This window comes from Dyadobacter arcticus, from assembly GCF_011762185.1.
In the GTDB taxonomy this organism is placed as follows: Bacteria; Bacteroidota; Bacteroidia; order Cytophagales; family Spirosomataceae; genus Dyadobacter; species Dyadobacter arcticus.
In genome coordinates this window covers 441,681-456,239 of sequence record NZ_JAASQJ010000002.1, presented here as the reverse complement: position 1 = coordinate 456,239, position 14,559 = coordinate 441,681, and the positions used below count along the sequence as shown (strand labels likewise).

Genomic DNA, 14,559 nt, shown 5'->3' with positions numbered 1-14,559 from the left:
TACACTTCATCAACATCATTATGCAATTACCGCAATACATTGTTTGCTTTTCACATTTGAGATGGGATTTCGTTTATCAGCGTCCACAGCATCTGATGAGCCGATTTGCCAAACATTCAGTCGTTTACTATTTTGAGGAACCTGTTTTTACGGATGATGTTCCATCCACATTATCTATCTCCCAACGAGCAGACAATCTATGGTTGTGCGTACCTCACTTGGTACATGGGCTGACTCCAAAAGAAGTCAACATTGAGATTAAAAATTTGCTTGATGTTTTGCTGGAAAACAAAGCCCCGGAAGATTTACTGTTCTGGTATTACACGCCGATGGCGCTCAAATTCTCAAATACTTTCAATCCCGGCTGTGTCGTGTATGACTGCATGGATGAGCTTTCGGCTTTTAAGTTTGCTCCACCTGAACTCCGAGCATTGGAAACGAAATTGTTTGATATCGCCGACGTGGTTTTCACAGGAGGTCATTCACTCTTTGAGTCCAAACGCAATGAACATACCAATATCCATCCTTTCCCAAGCAGCATCGACAAATTGCATTTTCAATCGGCGCGTGCGGGGAACCAGGAGCCGAGCGACCAGGCCGCGATATCGGGGTTTAAAGTAGGCTTTTACGGTGTGCTGGACGAGCGTTTTGATATTAAACTCATTGCTGAAATGGCCGCTGCGAGACCAGAATGGCAAATTATCCTGATAGGACCTATTGTTAAAATTAACCCCGATACGCTTCCCAAACATGCCAACATTCATTATTTGGGACCTAAGGGCTACGACGAATTGCCGTTATACTTGTCGGGCTGGGATGTGGCACTTATACCGTTTGTGCTCAATGAATCCACATTTTTTATAAGTCCTACCAAAACGCCGGAGTATCTGGCCGGTGGCAAACCAGTGGTATCGACAGCCATCAAAGATGTAATTTATGAATACGGTAAAAATGACGCGGTTAACATTGGGACGGATTCTTCAGAGTTTATCGATATTATCGACAATCTGAAAGCGTCAAAACCTGATGCTGAATGGCTTGCGAAAGTGGATTTGGTACTAGCGCGCAACTCTTGGGACCATACGTTCTCAGAAATGCAATTGCTGATTCTGAAAAGTATTTCTAACCGCACGCTACTGCTTACACCAAACAGGCTTATGGACGAGAAGGATGAATATCTGAACCAGAATTAAACGATCAATCCGGAACCTCCTTTTTGATCTTTTCTTCTGCCAGCGCGATATCTTCCAGATCGGCTTTCGGCTCTTCCTGCTGCTGCGAAGCTGAGGCCTCATATTGCAGGCAGATTAATATTGGAAAATGGTCAGAATTGAAATTTTCGAGCCTGGCCAGTGTGATTAGTTTGAAATCTGTAGAACAGAATATGTGGTCAAGGGGGAACCGGAGAATCGGATATTTGGCATGAAATGTATTGTAAAAGCCCCTCCCGATGCGCGGATCCAGCATTCCGCTGATCTTCGTAAAGAGTTCGGTGGTGTAAGACCAGGCTACATCATTCAGGTCGCCGACAACAATGCAGGGAACCGCTTGGTGCTTTACTTCTTTGGCGATCAATAACAGTTCCTTATCTCGTTCCGTTGAATGCGTGTTTTCACCAGGAACCGGTGGCGTGGGGTGTACACAATGCAGGTTCACCTGCTTCCCAGATTTGAGCTCTACTTTTGTCACAATGGATGGAATTTCAGGATCAACCAAATACCTGACTTGCGGATCGATCAGTTTCAGTTTAGAATACAGTAACATTCCGTAGGTATTTTCAAGGGGGACGAGCACCTGATGCTCATATTTTGAACCCAACTCTTTCGTGCCCTCATACCAGAACTGATCTGTTTCCAGCAACAGGATTACATCCGGGTCATACTTTCGAAGCAGGGCCATGCACCCCTCTGCATTCCTGTTGTGCTGAAAAACATTGGAAGAAACGATGGTGATCCTATTATCCGGGTCGTCTTTGGTCGTGCCTAGCAGTGCATTTTTCGCAAAAAAAGTAAACGGAAAAATCTTTACAAAGAGGTAAGTTGCGTTGCCGGAAAGAAGCATAACAAAAGCCCAATAACGCAATCCATATGCAGGGACAAGATAAATAAAGAGGATACCAATGACCAGATTGAGGAAGAGCTTTTGAATGCGTGGATACTCGAATATTCTAAATGTCCAGTAATCGTGTTTAATAATTGGTATGAGGGTGAATAGTATAATGAGCCCTCCGGCTATTTCTAATCCAGTTTTAATGGCGTGCATGGGTTTTTGTTGCAGGTCTGTCTTCCCACTTTGCGGGATAGAATTTCTGGTGTTAAATTTAGACAAAATGAAAAAGCATTCAGCATTTTAACCCTTCAAACGCATGAAAATCTCGTTCCTTTTTGCAATTTGTCTTATTTCGATCCTTTCGTGTATTTCTAAAAAAGAGGAAGCCGAGAATGGCAGCAGCATTCCACTTGCCGGGACCTGGAAACTGGTAGAAGGGGTTATCATTGAAAAAGGAGATACCACAGTCACAAAATATGATGGAAATGTCTCTTTCATTAAAATTATCAACGATACGCACTTTGCCTTTTTACAACATGATCTCGCCAAAGGAAAAGGCAAAGATTCAATTTTTGCAGCGGGAGGAGGCAAATTTATCCTTACCGACAGTCTGTATACGGAACATCTGGAATATTGCAGTGCAAGAGAATGGGAGGGAAATGATTTTCCTTTTACTATCGAGATTAAAAACGATACCCTCATTCAAACCGGCATTGAGAAGGTAGCTAATCTGGGCGTGGAGCGGGTGAATACTGAGAAATACGTCCGGGTGAAAAAGTAAATACTTATTTGGTGAAACCCCTCTCAGTTCTACTGAAATCAAAATATCTGTATTTGCCGAAAACCGACATTTCCAGAGATAAACTGTAAATGCCCCAGGGATACCTGACTTCTGTCTTAACAATTTCTTTTTTTGTTTTGCCCGCTGGTTTACCGGTTTTTTTTAAAATTTCCGAAATGACACGGCCGTCCATTTGAGGTGGGATTGGAAGGTCATAAATGCCTAAAATCGTGGGCACGATGTCAACATTCGATGTCGGTAACTCGGTGGGAACTGCGTTTTTGAAATCGGGTCCTTTTGCGAAAAGTGCAATGTGGATTTCGTAAGGACTTGATCCGCCGTGGCCTGCCTTACCTTTGACATAATCTGTACCCTCTATACCTTTGTCATTTTTGTGATCATTCCAATCCATTGCGACCAGAATATCCCCCGTGCGTTGGTGGTTGAAGTGGATGGCGTCAAATGAAAGCGTCCCTTCCACCCAGCCTTGCATACCTCCTTCTGTTTTTGCTTTTGTAAAAAGTGCCCCAATCCATTCCTCTTTATGCAAAGCGGAAACAATATTCTGAATTTTTTCGGGATCGTGGTTTTTTATATAAATGCTGCCTTCTGCCAATACTACGTCATCCGAATCTTTGTCTTTTTTCAGACCTTCCTGTATCAGAAAATCAGGAAGACTCATGCTCCCCACTTGCGTTACAAAACCGTGATCCGTTGATATGATCACATTATAACGGTCGGTCAGTCCACGCGTTTGCATCGCTTCCAGCACACGCCCAAATTGCGCATCGACAAATTTGATCGCCTCGACCGCCTCCGGCGAACCGATCCCGTTTGCATGTGCCGCTCCATCAGGATCGGACAGCCATACCGCGCTTACCAATGGTCCGTTTTCCGCCAGGCCATATTTTAGCAATGCGTCAATAACCCATTGATGGCGGTTGAAATCTTCCGATCCGGTTGTTTTAACCTCACCCAAATCTGCAATTACCTGTGTTTTAAATGATTCGGGCAGTATAAGATCGGGATTTACGATTGCGCCACCGCTTACTTTATAATTTTGCAAAAACGCCTGCCCAGTTGTGCCAGAACTGAAAACCATCATACGTTCACCTGCCGTCTGCAAAATCTCACCAAGCGAAACCGCTGTTAATAATGGGCCAGATATGGCAGCAGCAGCCCGGCCAAGGTCTTTGTAACTGGTACCAATACTTTTGGTAGAATCAACGGTTGGAAAGTAAACCGCATTACCCAAAATACCATGGGTACCAGGATAAGAGCCTGTCGCATACGAAGCTGAATTGACGCGGGTTACGGTTGGGAAAACGCTGTGATGCTGTTTTCCAAAACAAGCTTTTTCTTTAAATGCGAAGAGATTCGGCATTTGCTCCGCCGTAATGTAGTCGGGGCGTAATCCATCGAAAAAGAAGATGAGCGTTTTGTTTTTCACCTGGGACGAAGGTCGCCCCTGGCTACTCTGCCCAAATACATTAACCGAGATCTGACTAACAATAAGTATAAAAATGCAGATCGATATCCTGTTTTTCATAGCATTACTTAATTTCTGAGACCGTCACCATATTTGTCGCCCGGTTGATCCCATAAAGCAAAACTTTGCCTTTTGCCGAATGATCAATCGCAATGCCTTGACCCTCGATTGGCGCAGGAAGTGTACCGATGTGTTCCAGTGTATAGCCTGATTTTGGCAATTTCAAAGCATACAATTCTGCGCGGTCGTGGCCGGTGCAATAGAGTATTCCACCATTTCCCCACGATCCGCCTGAGTTGCTTTTGGGCGTAAATAGCTCAGTTAAATTCTTTGGAAAAACCCAGGATTCAAGCTCACGCCATTCCGGATCGTATTTCACCAGTGAAGTCCAGCGCACATCCCTGCCCTCGCTTGCCTCTTTACCCGCATAATGTGCGAAACCGATCCACCAAAATCCATCTTTTTGGTCGATCCAGGTCAGTGAGCCGTGTTGGGCAATGCCAAAACTATGGGTACCTGCATGCTGCATGGTGTTCACATCAAAAATTTCGACTGAACTCGCCATGGGAATTTCGGGATAATTAGAGTTGGCGCAGTACATTTTGCCTTTGATCACCACGCCACTGTTGAGATGTTTAATGCCCTCTTTTGTGCCGTCCCAGGAAGTGATCAGCTTGCCATCCGTTTTTTCGTACTTACTGATCGTACTATTATTAATCACGTAAAAGAACTTTTCGTCCACTGCAATGGCCTGCTTGGCCTCAGTAACCTGATATTTTCTAATTTCGGAAATAGTCTGCGCAGCGCATTCAGAACCGTAGGCGAACAACACAAGATGTGTAATTAGGCGGAGAAATGTCATGGCCTTGATTTAAATGCCGTATTATGGTTCGAAATACATCCAGTCGAGATGAAACAGCGGCCCTTTTGTAGTTTCATTTTTAAAAACAAAATACAGGTCATGTATACCCGTGCCACCTGAGATTGGCATCACTATTTCCTTCCAGCCCTGTTTCAAATCGGCGATCTGCCCGGCAGCCAATACGGCTTTTCCCAGCACTGATCCGTTTTTGCTATCCTGCCTTAACTCAATCGTTCCGCCCGCGCCATGTTCCTGCACCCTTAACCTGATCGATTTAATGCCTTTCAGATCAATGTCATTAAATCGCGTGTATTTTCCGTTGGTAATGTTGGCGATAGACGAAATAAAACCGGTGTTCAGCGTCGCAATCACTACGCCCACATTTCCTTCCTGGTAGTCTTCAAATTGGACCAGTGGATTTTTCAAAACAATATAACTGGACGATTTCAATGGTTCGATCCCGTTTGCACCTTTATCAGCATAAGAAGCCAGAAGCACATATGCGCCCTCATTGCCCTTTCCAATATGTTCAGTCAATTTAAGGGTTCCGGAAAGTGGCGTTGCTTTTTGCGTTTTGACAAGTGACATAATGTAATCAGCCAATTCAACAGATTGCTTTTCCGACAAATCCGGATGTGGCGGCATGGGATAACTACCCCAATTGCCACTCCCGCCCGAAATGATCTTCTTCCCCAGCAACGCTACTGCGCCTTCTGTATCCTTGTATTTTTTTGCAATTTCTTTCAAAGCTGGCCCAATGGATTTGACAGCCAAGGTGTGACAAGATTTGCAATCCAATGACGTATAAAGCTTTGCGGTAGAAAGATATTGGATGTTCTCGTCAGTCGAAGCCAGTGCGCCAGCGAGATCCTTTCCGAAGGGCAGATAGCTGAAACTTGTTTTTGTTTTCGCCGGATCAATTTTTCCATCTTCCTTATCGCTGACCTTAATATTGTAAACCAATGATGTGTTGTCCCAATAAAAACTTCGGTTACCCACAGTTTCGATCTTAACCACAGGCGGCGCATTGCCCACTTTTATTTCCGTTGTAGCCGTCGATTTTCCGCCGTGCTGGTCAGAAACAGTCAAGATGACCTGATGAATGCCGGGCTTTTTAAATGTGAATGTGCTTGTCGGCCCTTCCACTTCGCCTTCATCGCTTTTCCATTTATAGGTTAGCTGATCCCCTGCATCAAAATCTTTGGATCCAGTTGCCGATAGTTTGATAGTCAGCGGAGCCGGTCCAACTGTATTCCCTTCGACCTTGACTACGGCAATGGGATTACGGTTTCCCTCCGAATATTCCACTCTTATAATCCCTGAATCCGTATTTCGGGCAAACCAGTTTGTCCCATATGCTAAAAGGTAAATGGCGCCATCGGGGGCAAAGCGCATATCCATGGGCGCGACCACATTCAGCTGCGGCAAAAACGGTTCCATACTCAGATAATTTCCATTACTATCCATTGTGACTGCCATAATCCACTTCCGGATCCACTCATAAATGAAAAGTTTGCCATTGTAATAATCAGGCAGTTTGTAAGGCGCATTGGGAAATTGATCGCTGTAATACACCGGACCTGCCATGGCACTGGCAGCACCTTTGCCTACCATCGGCCATTTTTTTGACGGGCCTTTGCCGTACCAAATGAATGCCGGCTGGGCTGGCGGCAGTTCTTTTACACCTTTGTTATTGGGGGAGTCATTGATGGGCCGGAGCGGGTCTTTTCCAGGACCTTCTTTTTTGGTTTCAAAATCATAATCAGGGAAAACCTCGTTATCGCCCAAAAAATACGGATATCCAAAGAATCCTGGCTTTCGCGCCTGGTTGATCTCATCATAACTCAATTTTCCCTCACTCGCAGGAATTTCAGTATCTGGCCCCACGTCGCCCCAATACACATATTTTGTTTTCGGATCGATGGAAATTCTGAAAGGGTTGCGCATGCCCATCGCATAAATCTCCGGCTTGCCCTTTGAGCCATCTTTTGGAAAAAGGTTTCCGTCCGGAATTGTGTAAGGGGCTCCACCAGTCGATCCGTAAACTTCCGGCTTGATGCGCAGAATCTTACCTCTGAAATCATTGCTGTTTGCCGTAGAACCCTGATCATCAGCCAACTCCCTGCCCGGACGTTCATCGGTAGGATTATGTCCTTCAATTTCCTCCGCATTAGTATTGTCTCCAATAGACAGATAAAGCAATCCATCCACATCAAATGTTAGGTAACCTGCTGAATGACAGCAATATTTCCGCTGTGTAGGCACTTCTAGCAAAACCTTTTTTGAAGATTGGTTTAGCTTTCCGTCTTTCAGTTCAAAACGCGCCAGATGGCTGATACTCCGGTCCCCGGCTACACCATAATAAAAATAAAGCCAGTTGTTATCCTTGAAATTAGGATCGGCAGCCACCCCCAACAAACCGTCCTCAATGCCACTAAAAACATTGAATTGGGCAATGGTTGAAAGTTGTTTAGTAGAATTGTTGAAGTACCGTACCGCGCCTTTCCGCTCTGCAATTACAATATCATAATTTGGCAGCAACGCTATTTCCATAGGTTCATCCAAGCCGGAAACCAATGTGGTGTAGGTAAAACGGCTCGAATCCGGACCGGTGACTTTGGAAGAAGAATCTGAAGATGGATTCCTGGATACGGAAGCCAGACAAAAAATCGATAGAATGAACAATCCGAAAAAGAAGCTGCTTTTTTTCACGTGATCAGAGCAAGAGGTTAGGACGTTGACAGCCGGCAGATCAAGGTTCGTGATTTCGGCATTATGCAATTTCCAAAAAATGAGGCAAAGAGTTGCACAACTTAGAAAATTGTTTTGAAAGTGCCTTTTGAGCCTGATTTTAACATTTTTTAATGCAATAGGTCAACTAAACTCTTCCCAATGGTACTCTTCGCCCGCGACTCCACCGCAAATCTCACCGCAGATATCCTTAAAAACCTGGGCGTCAACGCACCTGCTGCTTCAACCAGAAAGACGGGGATTCCACAGGTTTTGAAACAGAAGTAGTGTTTGACATCGAGTAAAATAAAAGCCCTTTTTGGTGATGCCAAAAAGGGCTTTTATATAAATCGAATCTTACTTAATCAATTATATATTACTTAACCGAGTACCAATCCCTTAGCCTTACATCAATCTTCGCATCTCCAGCATTGACAAGTTTCTTGAACGCCTCAGTGTCGCTGAATCCGTTTTGGCCGCGGTAGTGGTAAGGATATACGATTTTTGGTTTGAATTCAAGCACCGCAGAAGCTGCTTCGTTGATATCCATGGTATAAGGCAAATTCATGCAGACAAACGCTGCATCGATATTTTTCAAAGCGCGCATTTCAGGGACACCAGAAGTATCGCCGCTAATGTACACCGACTTATCACCAAATTTCAACACATAACCATTGCCTCTGCCTTTGGTATGCCTCGATTCTGCCGATTCAGGGAGATTGTACATTGGAACGGCAGTGATTGAAATATCCAGCTTACTGATCGTCTGACCATTTCCAATTGCCACGGCCTTCGCCTTCAACTTATCCGACATCTTATCAATTACCGCCTGAGGAGCCACAATAATTGCTTTGGCCAGGTCCAATGTGTCCAGCGTAGCCGGATCAAAATGATCGCCATGGATATCAGAGATTATAATCAGGTCCGGCGTTGCGATTCCGGTAAATGTTTTTGCCCCGCCATATGGGTCCGCATAGATTGTTTTACCATTCCAGGTCAGTGCCAGGGTAGCATGGTTAAGCGGCTGCACTTTTAAGTCCCCTTTTGAAGTAGGTATCGCGTCCGCGGCAGGAAGTTGCGCCCAGGCCGTCGCGGATATCATTAGTAATACAAGAGCGAATATTGTTTTCATCATTTGATTGATTTGTTTAGTTCAAAGTTAAGCCTCGCAGGGCTTTATGCAATTGGTTTTTTAGCCCAATAGAAATTATTTAATATTAATTACTGTGCGACCTGTGACTTTTCAAAAATTGTTTCGTCTAAGATTTAACTGATGATGGAATATCTCAGAATAATGAATACATTTGTTCACTAATAGTGAACTTTACAATGTTTAATATTATAGCCCGTAAAACCCTACTTGCATAATGGGTAATCATTATTGGCTGGTAGTAAGGATCGTATTTGAGTATAAATCGATTCAGATCAAATGGTTCGGTACTCATTCTGAGTACGATAAGGTGGATGTCAAAACTTTAAAATACAAGCATCAATAAAATATGAATGATGGAACTGAAACCAATTAAAAAGGAAGAAGACTACGATCGTATGCTCGCATGGGTCGATGAACAATTTGACAAGATGCCAGCCCCTGAAAGTCCTGAGGGCAATACGCTTCAAATCGTCTTGTTGCTAATCAAGGCTTATGAAGACGAACATTATGTAATACCCTTGCCTGACCCCATTGAAGCTATCAAGCTCAAAATGAATGAGAAGGGCTTGAAAAGTAAAGATCTTGTTGAATGGGTTGGAAGCAAAAGCTACGTTTCTGCTTTACTCAACCGTAAAAAGCCATTGACCTTAAAACTTGCCAAACTATTTCACGAGAAGCTTGGGATTCCTGCGCAAGTCCTTCTTGGTTAATTTAGCTAAGCTCCTAAACTAAAGCCCTTCCGTGTACCTATTAAAGTTATCCAAAATCGCATGCCAACCTGCTTTTTGAAACTCAACCGGACGCGTGCCTTTGGCATTGAATACTTCTGTAACCAATGTCTGGCTTTCTTGTTCCTCGAATGTAATCCTGACTTTTCTCTCGTCGCCGAGCGCATAGGGAATATTACTGCTCGGGAAATTTTCACTTAAAGTCTTATAATGGAAAAAATCCCGGCCATTTTTGGGACCAGGATGCAGGAATTACGTCTAATTTATCAACACTCCTAATCAAAACCGATAACCGATTGCCAATCCAAATGCCCTCACGCCATAATATGGCCCGACGAGTTTGGCGTGGATGATGGGCAATGGTAAATCTGCCGTGGTTTTGTATCCAGGCAATGTGGTCCCTTCAATATCGCTATGAAGTTTGGTAACGTCGGCAGGTTTCAGACTCGGCCAAAGTGGGTCTTCCCCGACAAAATCTGCTTTAACTTGTGATCCATAAAACGGCCCCAACAGCCAGAGATCCAGGGCAACCCGCTTGCCCAGCATCCATTGGTGCCCCAGCATCACACCGCCCGCAACCGCTCCGAACTTTGCATTCAAATGCGCCCTATGCAATATCCCATCACTAGGCGTGTACGTGTAATCCTGGCTGATATCCATGTGTATATAGCGTGCAAAAGGAGCAATGTACCAGCCTGTGGGCGCATGGCCAGCCAGGTATAAGCGGTATTCAATCGTTCCATTGTATTTTGTAAACCGTGTTGTGCCAATTGCGCGCCGTGCGTCCTCATTATCCCCAAACTGGTCCATTAAGGCATCTTTAAATGGCAGAGGCGCATCTTGCGAGGTGCTCGCCGTCACTGTTATCGAACTGTGCGGTGTAAGTATCCGCTCATACTGTACCGCAAAGCTTTTGAAAGCTACCCCGGTAAGGTTAAATTTTACAACCGTTTTATTAACCAGCTGCGCATGTGAAAGGTGTGCGCTAAAAAGAAAGAGGATTCCGAAAAACAACATGCTTTGATTTTTCATAGTGACCGGGAGTTTGTTTAAAACAAGAAATGATACAAATACGCCACATACCTTAACCTGCTGGCGCTCTGCCCAATAAAATTCGTTAGGATAAATCGGGGTGGAAATAGTTACTTCTAACCAATTGTGTTACCGTGTAGAAAACAAAAAAATCCGGAGCCGCATGGCCCCGGACTTGCAAGTCAATAGTATCAGATGAATGTTTGTAATTATGCCATTAGGTTAAACTTAAAAAAATCGCAATCAATAATTATTAACTTTCATATTCCTTTTGGTAACATGTTGAGCGTGATGGGTTCCACCGTCAAATTGCGATAAAATACCTCCGCTCCTTCCGACTGGATCTGTATCTGTCCCCTGACCAAAGGCTCTTCCTTTCCATTCACCATGTGACGGGTATTAGTCAAAACCATGTTTATCTTGCCATTGATCATGTGCACGGCTGTGCCCCCGAAACAATAAAGATCCACGGTGTTCCATTCGCCCGATTTTAGTTCATTGTCCAGGCCTTTCAGACAGGTACGTCCATTGGGCGTTTTGTCCCTGAATGTGATTCTTTCAGCACCCTTTTTATAAACGTATTTTCCTTGTTCATTTTTGAATGCCTCAGCTTCTGCCAGCACATCCATTACGCCCCAATAATCCCCGCAATCGCCTTCCTGAACTTGAAATTCAAACGATTTTTTCCATAAAAAGGAAGAACCGTAATCGCCTACACTGTGAAATAGCAGTCCGCTGTCCCTGGGCTGATCTAGCTTCGGTGCCCATTTCTGTTTGCCCCATTTGAATTGGAGCTGCAAATGATAGTTTCCGAAGCTTTCCAATGTGCTCACCGCTCCAAAAGTCTCGCCGGATATCCGGATCGCTGGTTCACCGTCTTCGATCACGACTGAAAAAACTTTATTCGGGTCGTTGTTTAGCCCTAGGGGAGCCTGGTCCTTGTTATTCTGGTCTGGCCGATCGAGGTACGTTTCCCATCCAGTCAGATCTTTGCCGTTGAAAAGCGAAGTGCCATGACCCATTTTTTGCTGCCCAAAAGCTTTGGCTGTCAAAACGCTTACGCAACACAACAGGAGAATAAATCGCATGGTAGAATAGGTTAATGGTATAAAAAATCTTTTCACTACAATGATATTGTCCATTTGCCAGGGGTAAAGCTCATCCAAAGATATGCTGCCTAGCGCTATCTGGCAAGCCAGTTTATTGAATTGAATGTCACCCGGCTTTGCTGATGGTTTATTTCAAATCTCCCGGGATTTCTTCTAGGAAATCAGACCTGATTTTTCTATGCATTATTTGTTTCACTTTCGGCATAAGGTTTCTGTATCTCAGGGAGATGGAAACGGATGTAGACACGAGCACCACGTCTAAGGCGAAAGACTGCCGAACTCGGTCTGGGCGGGCATTTGGAATTGAACCTCAGGTTATGAGCATTTTCTGAATTTCGCAGCTCGTTTTTCGGTGAAGCGGTAAGAATGGTCTTATATCATGGGATTTTTGAAGTTTTTGTCAAGTTTCCGTAACTTTTCAATGACTTCTTGCCTCCCTTATGAAATACCTGAATTACCAGAACTTTTCATTCGATTATGATCCCTTCCCGCTCGGTGTAGCGCAGCAATTCGTTGAGCCCGAGCATTATAAGCTACTGGTTGAAAATTTCCCTTCGGTAGAAACATTCGGCAATTTTTTTGACAAACAATCCAATAAGAAGGCGCTTTCTGAGCTTTATAACGCCGACGCGTATCATGCGTACGTGAGGCAAACGCCCATTTATCTCGATTTTTACCATTACATCAAAAGCCATGAATTTATTCATGATGTGCTCAATACTTTCGAGCAGAATTACATTGAATTGAAACTATCGGATACCGCTATACTTTCGTCGACGTCGCGCCTGGGTGGTAGCTTTTCGCAATGGCTGGAAAACCAGCGAAACAGGTTGCTTAGGAAAAAAGGGCTTCGTGCCCGTTTTGAGTTTTCCGCACTGCCATCTGATGGAGGCAATGTTCGCCCGCATACCGACGCTCCCCAGAAAGTGATTACGCTGGTGCTTTCCATCTTAAGGGAAGGCGAATGGAACCCGGCCTGGAAAGGCGGTACCGATGTGCTGAAACCGAAGGATATGCGGCGCAATTACAATTTTTACAATGCATATTTCGATTTCCACGAAGTGGATGTAATCAAAACCGTCGAATATTTGCCAAATCAATGTATCCTGTTTTTGAAAACATTCAACTCCCTGCATTCGGTGCCTCCGCTGCGAAATCTAGGAGGAACTGAACTGCGGCGGACTTTGACCATTAATATTGATCAGGTAAACTAATTATGGAAACTTTCAAAGCTAAAACGATCGATGAATACATCGCCACCTTCCCCGTTGAAGTCAGGCCACTTCTGGAAGAAGTTCGGGAAGCTATTCTGAACGCCATTCCCGATGCTGAGGAGGCAATTTCTTATGACATGCCAACTTTTAATCTGAATGGTTCTTATGTAATTTACTTTGCTGGCTGGAAAAAGCATATTGCATTGTATCCCATAACCGAAACAATGTCGGCTAAATTGAAGGAGGAGCTGGCGGGCTACAAAGGCACCAAAAACTCCGTGCATTTCCCACTAAACAAGCCCATGCCAGTTGACTTAATCGCAAAAATTGTAGAAGCAAAATTGATCGAAACGCCAAGAAGGTCGAAAGCTAGAAGATAGCATTCGGGATGGTTCTTCCATTTCTTTTATCCTTTGGGATACTTTTTGAGGATTTCCTCAATCCTGGAATCGGGAACCAGATTGGTTACTCCCACCAATGTTACCCGCTTGTAATCCGGATGTAATGTGTTGATTACAAAATTATAGGCCTCTGGCATCACAGCCGATGGGACTTTTAGAGCCAGCGATTTTCGCTCCTGATACCATTTGTCTCCTTTGGGCTGGCAAGCAGAAAAATCATAAGGACTTCTCCACGACGGAAGTAATTCATCTGTTGATATAGTTTCCATAGCCAAATTCTCAGGAAGTAAGATAAGCATAATCCGAAAATCATTGTTGAACCCGACGCCCTGCCGCCTTACCATATTTTCCAGGAATGCCAATGGAATAGATTCGGCGGCATATAATACTTTGTTGCCTGCACTATTCCATCGGCCCGTCATCCCGGATGCATATAAACTCTTGCTGAATGCGTGTTGCACAATCCTGTAAACCAGCATGCTAAGCAGGATATCCTTGTGCAAGCCGGTCCAACTCTTCATTCAGGAAATCCACTCCGCCATTGGTAGTAAGCCATTCTGATGGTCTTTCATAAGAATTCCAAAGCGGTTTCTGAAGCCAATAATTGAATTCGTCAATATTGCCAAACAGCATTTCTCCCTTTTTAAACAGGGAAATTAGTTTCAGCAAATGCTCACCATACAGTGGTTCGAGCTTTTTTTGAGAATCCTTATAATTACTGATCGTCCTGGATGACAGGTTAATGATCGACGCCAGATTTTTTTCAGGCATTTTTATAGCATTCGCAAAGTCATAAAAAACCTTTGTATTTATGCCCTTCCTGGCAGAACTTACAATTGCGAAGTTGGTATCCATATCAATGTCATTAAACTTGTTCCTTAATTCATATTCCATAAATGTAACATTGAGTAACCCAAATATACGAATTTTTTCCAAAGTAAAAACGAAATTTTTCAGTTGATCTCGATCAAGCCTTCCCTCTAATAAGTAAAATGTCATTCAACCAATCTT

At 44.0% G+C, this 14,559-nt stretch carries 16 protein-coding genes; 7 read left to right on the top strand and 9 right to left on the bottom strand.

The window, feature by feature from the left end; all coding sequences use genetic code 11:
- Positions 1 to 20 precede the first annotated feature (20 nt).
- Entirely contained in the window at positions 21 to 1,193 is a 1,173-nt protein-coding gene (locus FHS68_RS09620) for a glycosyltransferase family 1 protein (RefSeq protein WP_167269478.1), read from the top strand.
- Between the two features lie 4 nt (positions 1,194 to 1,197).
- Here the strand turns inward: FHS68_RS09620 and FHS68_RS09615 are convergent, their stop codons facing one another.
- Positions 1,198 to 2,328: an endonuclease/exonuclease/phosphatase family protein gene (locus FHS68_RS09615; protein ID WP_229211834.1), complete on the bottom strand. Its 1,131-nt coding sequence runs from the start codon at positions 2,326 to 2,328 to the stop codon at positions 1,198 to 1,200.
- A gap of 37 nt (positions 2,329 to 2,365) precedes the next feature.
- On the opposite strand from FHS68_RS09615, the gene FHS68_RS09610 reads away from it, so the two are divergent.
- Positions 2,366 to 2,830: a DUF4488 domain-containing protein gene (locus FHS68_RS09610; RefSeq protein ID WP_167269477.1), complete on the top strand. Its 465-nt coding sequence runs from the start codon at positions 2,366 to 2,368 to the stop codon at positions 2,828 to 2,830.
- Positions 2,831 to 2,834: 4 nt separating this feature from the next.
- Here the strand turns inward: FHS68_RS09610 and FHS68_RS09605 are convergent, their stop codons facing one another.
- From FHS68_RS09605 to FHS68_RS09595, 3 genes are read right to left on the bottom strand one after another with little or no spacing between them, the layout of a single operon-like run.
- Positions 2,835 to 4,379, bottom strand: a complete 1,545-nt coding sequence (locus FHS68_RS09605; RefSeq protein ID WP_167269476.1) for an alkaline phosphatase family protein — start codon at positions 4,377 to 4,379, stop codon at positions 2,835 to 2,837.
- 4 nt (positions 4,380 to 4,383) lie between these two features.
- The gene (locus FHS68_RS09600; RefSeq protein ID WP_167269475.1) at positions 4,384 to 5,181 is read right to left on the bottom strand and encodes a hypothetical protein; all 798 of its coding nucleotides are present in this window, start codon (positions 5,179 to 5,181) and stop codon (positions 4,384 to 4,386) included.
- 21 nt (positions 5,182 to 5,202) lie between these two features.
- Positions 5,203 to 7,893 (bottom strand): PQQ-dependent sugar dehydrogenase, encoded by a 2,691-nt coding sequence (locus FHS68_RS09595; protein ID WP_310588533.1) that lies wholly within the window; start codon positions 7,891 to 7,893, stop codon positions 5,203 to 5,205.
- A 180-nt stretch (positions 7,894 to 8,073) separates the two neighbouring features.
- On the opposite strand from FHS68_RS09595, the gene FHS68_RS26565 reads away from it, so the two are divergent.
- Positions 8,074 to 8,199 carry a hypothetical protein gene (locus tag FHS68_RS26565; protein ID WP_262889581.1) on the top strand — a complete coding sequence of 42 codons (126 nt, stop codon included), beginning with the start codon at positions 8,074 to 8,076 and terminating at the stop codon, positions 8,197 to 8,199.
- 88 nt (positions 8,200 to 8,287) lie between these two features.
- Here FHS68_RS26565 and FHS68_RS09590 read toward each other — a convergent pair whose 3' ends face one another.
- A complete protein-coding gene (locus tag FHS68_RS09590) occupies positions 8,288 to 9,043 on the bottom strand; it encodes an MBL fold metallo-hydrolase (RefSeq protein WP_167270873.1) in 756 nt (251 codons plus the stop codon).
- 235 nt (positions 9,044 to 9,278) lie between these two features.
- Here FHS68_RS09590 and FHS68_RS09585 point away from each other — a divergent pair, with 235 nt between their 5' ends.
- Both FHS68_RS09585 and FHS68_RS09580 read left to right on the top strand, forming a co-directional pair.
- Positions 9,279 to 9,407 (top strand): type II toxin-antitoxin system HigB family toxin, encoded by a 129-nt coding sequence (locus FHS68_RS09585; RefSeq protein WP_310588532.1) that lies wholly within the window; start codon positions 9,279 to 9,281, stop codon positions 9,405 to 9,407.
- A 7-nt stretch (positions 9,408 to 9,414) separates the two neighbouring features.
- The gene (locus tag FHS68_RS09580) at positions 9,415 to 9,774 is read left to right on the top strand and encodes a helix-turn-helix domain-containing protein (protein ID WP_310588531.1); all 360 of its coding nucleotides are present in this window, start codon (positions 9,415 to 9,417) and stop codon (positions 9,772 to 9,774) included.
- A gap of 297 nt (positions 9,775 to 10,071) precedes the next feature.
- Here the strand turns inward: FHS68_RS09580 and FHS68_RS09575 are convergent, their stop codons facing one another.
- Positions 10,072 to 10,824, bottom strand: a complete 753-nt coding sequence (locus FHS68_RS09575) for a DUF3575 domain-containing protein (protein ID WP_229211833.1) — start codon at positions 10,822 to 10,824, stop codon at positions 10,072 to 10,074.
- 260 nt (positions 10,825 to 11,084) lie between these two features.
- Positions 11,085 to 11,966 (bottom strand): 3-keto-disaccharide hydrolase, encoded by an 882-nt coding sequence (locus FHS68_RS09570; RefSeq protein ID WP_229211832.1) that lies wholly within the window; start codon positions 11,964 to 11,966, stop codon positions 11,085 to 11,087.
- A gap of 407 nt (positions 11,967 to 12,373) precedes the next feature.
- Here FHS68_RS09570 and FHS68_RS09565 point away from each other — a divergent pair, with 407 nt between their 5' ends.
- Positions 12,374 to 13,147 carry a hypothetical protein gene (locus FHS68_RS09565; RefSeq protein WP_167269473.1) on the top strand — a complete coding sequence of 258 codons (774 nt, stop codon included), beginning with the start codon at positions 12,374 to 12,376 and terminating at the stop codon, positions 13,145 to 13,147.
- 2 nt (positions 13,148 to 13,149) lie between these two features.
- The gene (locus FHS68_RS09560) at positions 13,150 to 13,527 is read left to right on the top strand and encodes an iron chaperone (RefSeq protein WP_167269472.1); all 378 of its coding nucleotides are present in this window, start codon (positions 13,150 to 13,152) and stop codon (positions 13,525 to 13,527) included.
- A gap of 26 nt (positions 13,528 to 13,553) precedes the next feature.
- On the opposite strand, the gene FHS68_RS09555 is transcribed toward FHS68_RS09560, so the two are convergent.
- Positions 13,554 to 14,069: an RES family NAD+ phosphorylase gene (locus FHS68_RS09555; RefSeq protein ID WP_208408270.1), complete on the bottom strand. Its 516-nt coding sequence runs from the start codon at positions 14,067 to 14,069 to the stop codon at positions 13,554 to 13,556.
- Positions 14,029 to 14,442: an Xre family toxin-antitoxin system antitoxin gene (locus tag FHS68_RS09550; protein ID WP_167269471.1), complete on the bottom strand. Its 414-nt coding sequence runs from the start codon at positions 14,440 to 14,442 to the stop codon at positions 14,029 to 14,031. Before FHS68_RS09550 ends, FHS68_RS09555 begins: the two co-directional genes overlap by 41 nt.
- Between the last annotated feature and the right edge of the window lie 117 nt (positions 14,443 to 14,559).

What these genes read in the sequence shown, in the direction of transcription:
- FHS68_RS09565 (WP_167269473.1), top strand. Translation starts at nt 12,374, where the DNA reads ATGAAATACCTGAATTACCAGAACTTTTCATTCGATTATGATCCCTTC.
- FHS68_RS09620 (WP_167269478.1), top strand. Translation starts at nt 21, where the DNA reads ATGCAATTACCGCAATACATTGTTTGCTTTTCACATTTGAGATGGGAT.
- FHS68_RS09550 (WP_167269471.1), bottom strand. Translation starts at nt 14,442, where the DNA reads ATGGAATATGAATTAAGGAACAAGTTTAATGACATTGATATGGATACC.
- FHS68_RS09570 (WP_229211832.1), bottom strand. Translation starts at nt 11,966, where the DNA reads ATGGACAATATCATTGTAGTGAAAAGATTTTTTATACCATTAACCTAT.
- FHS68_RS09560 (WP_167269472.1), top strand. Translation starts at nt 13,150, where the DNA reads ATGGAAACTTTCAAAGCTAAAACGATCGATGAATACATCGCCACCTTC.
- FHS68_RS09555 (WP_208408270.1), bottom strand. Translation starts at nt 14,069, where the DNA reads ATGAAGAGTTGGACCGGCTTGCACAAGGATATCCTGCTTAGCATGCTG.
- FHS68_RS09610 (WP_167269477.1), top strand. Translation starts at nt 2,366, where the DNA reads ATGAAAATCTCGTTCCTTTTTGCAATTTGTCTTATTTCGATCCTTTCG.
- FHS68_RS09600 (WP_167269475.1), bottom strand. Translation starts at nt 5,181, where the DNA reads ATGACATTTCTCCGCCTAATTACACATCTTGTGTTGTTCGCCTACGGT.
- FHS68_RS09605 (WP_167269476.1), bottom strand. Translation starts at nt 4,379, where the DNA reads ATGAAAAACAGGATATCGATCTGCATTTTTATACTTATTGTTAGTCAG.
- FHS68_RS09580 (WP_310588531.1), top strand. Translation starts at nt 9,415, where the DNA reads ATGATGGAACTGAAACCAATTAAAAAGGAAGAAGACTACGATCGTATG.
- FHS68_RS26565 (WP_262889581.1), top strand. Translation starts at nt 8,074, where the DNA reads ATGGTACTCTTCGCCCGCGACTCCACCGCAAATCTCACCGCAGATATC.
- FHS68_RS09590 (WP_167270873.1), bottom strand. Translation starts at nt 9,043, where the DNA reads ATGAAAACAATATTCGCTCTTGTATTACTAATGATATCCGCGACGGCC.
- FHS68_RS09575 (WP_229211833.1), bottom strand. Translation starts at nt 10,824, where the DNA reads ATGAAAAATCAAAGCATGTTGTTTTTCGGAATCCTCTTTCTTTTTAGC.
- FHS68_RS09585 (WP_310588532.1), top strand. Translation starts at nt 9,279, where the DNA reads ATGGGTAATCATTATTGGCTGGTAGTAAGGATCGTATTTGAGTATAAA.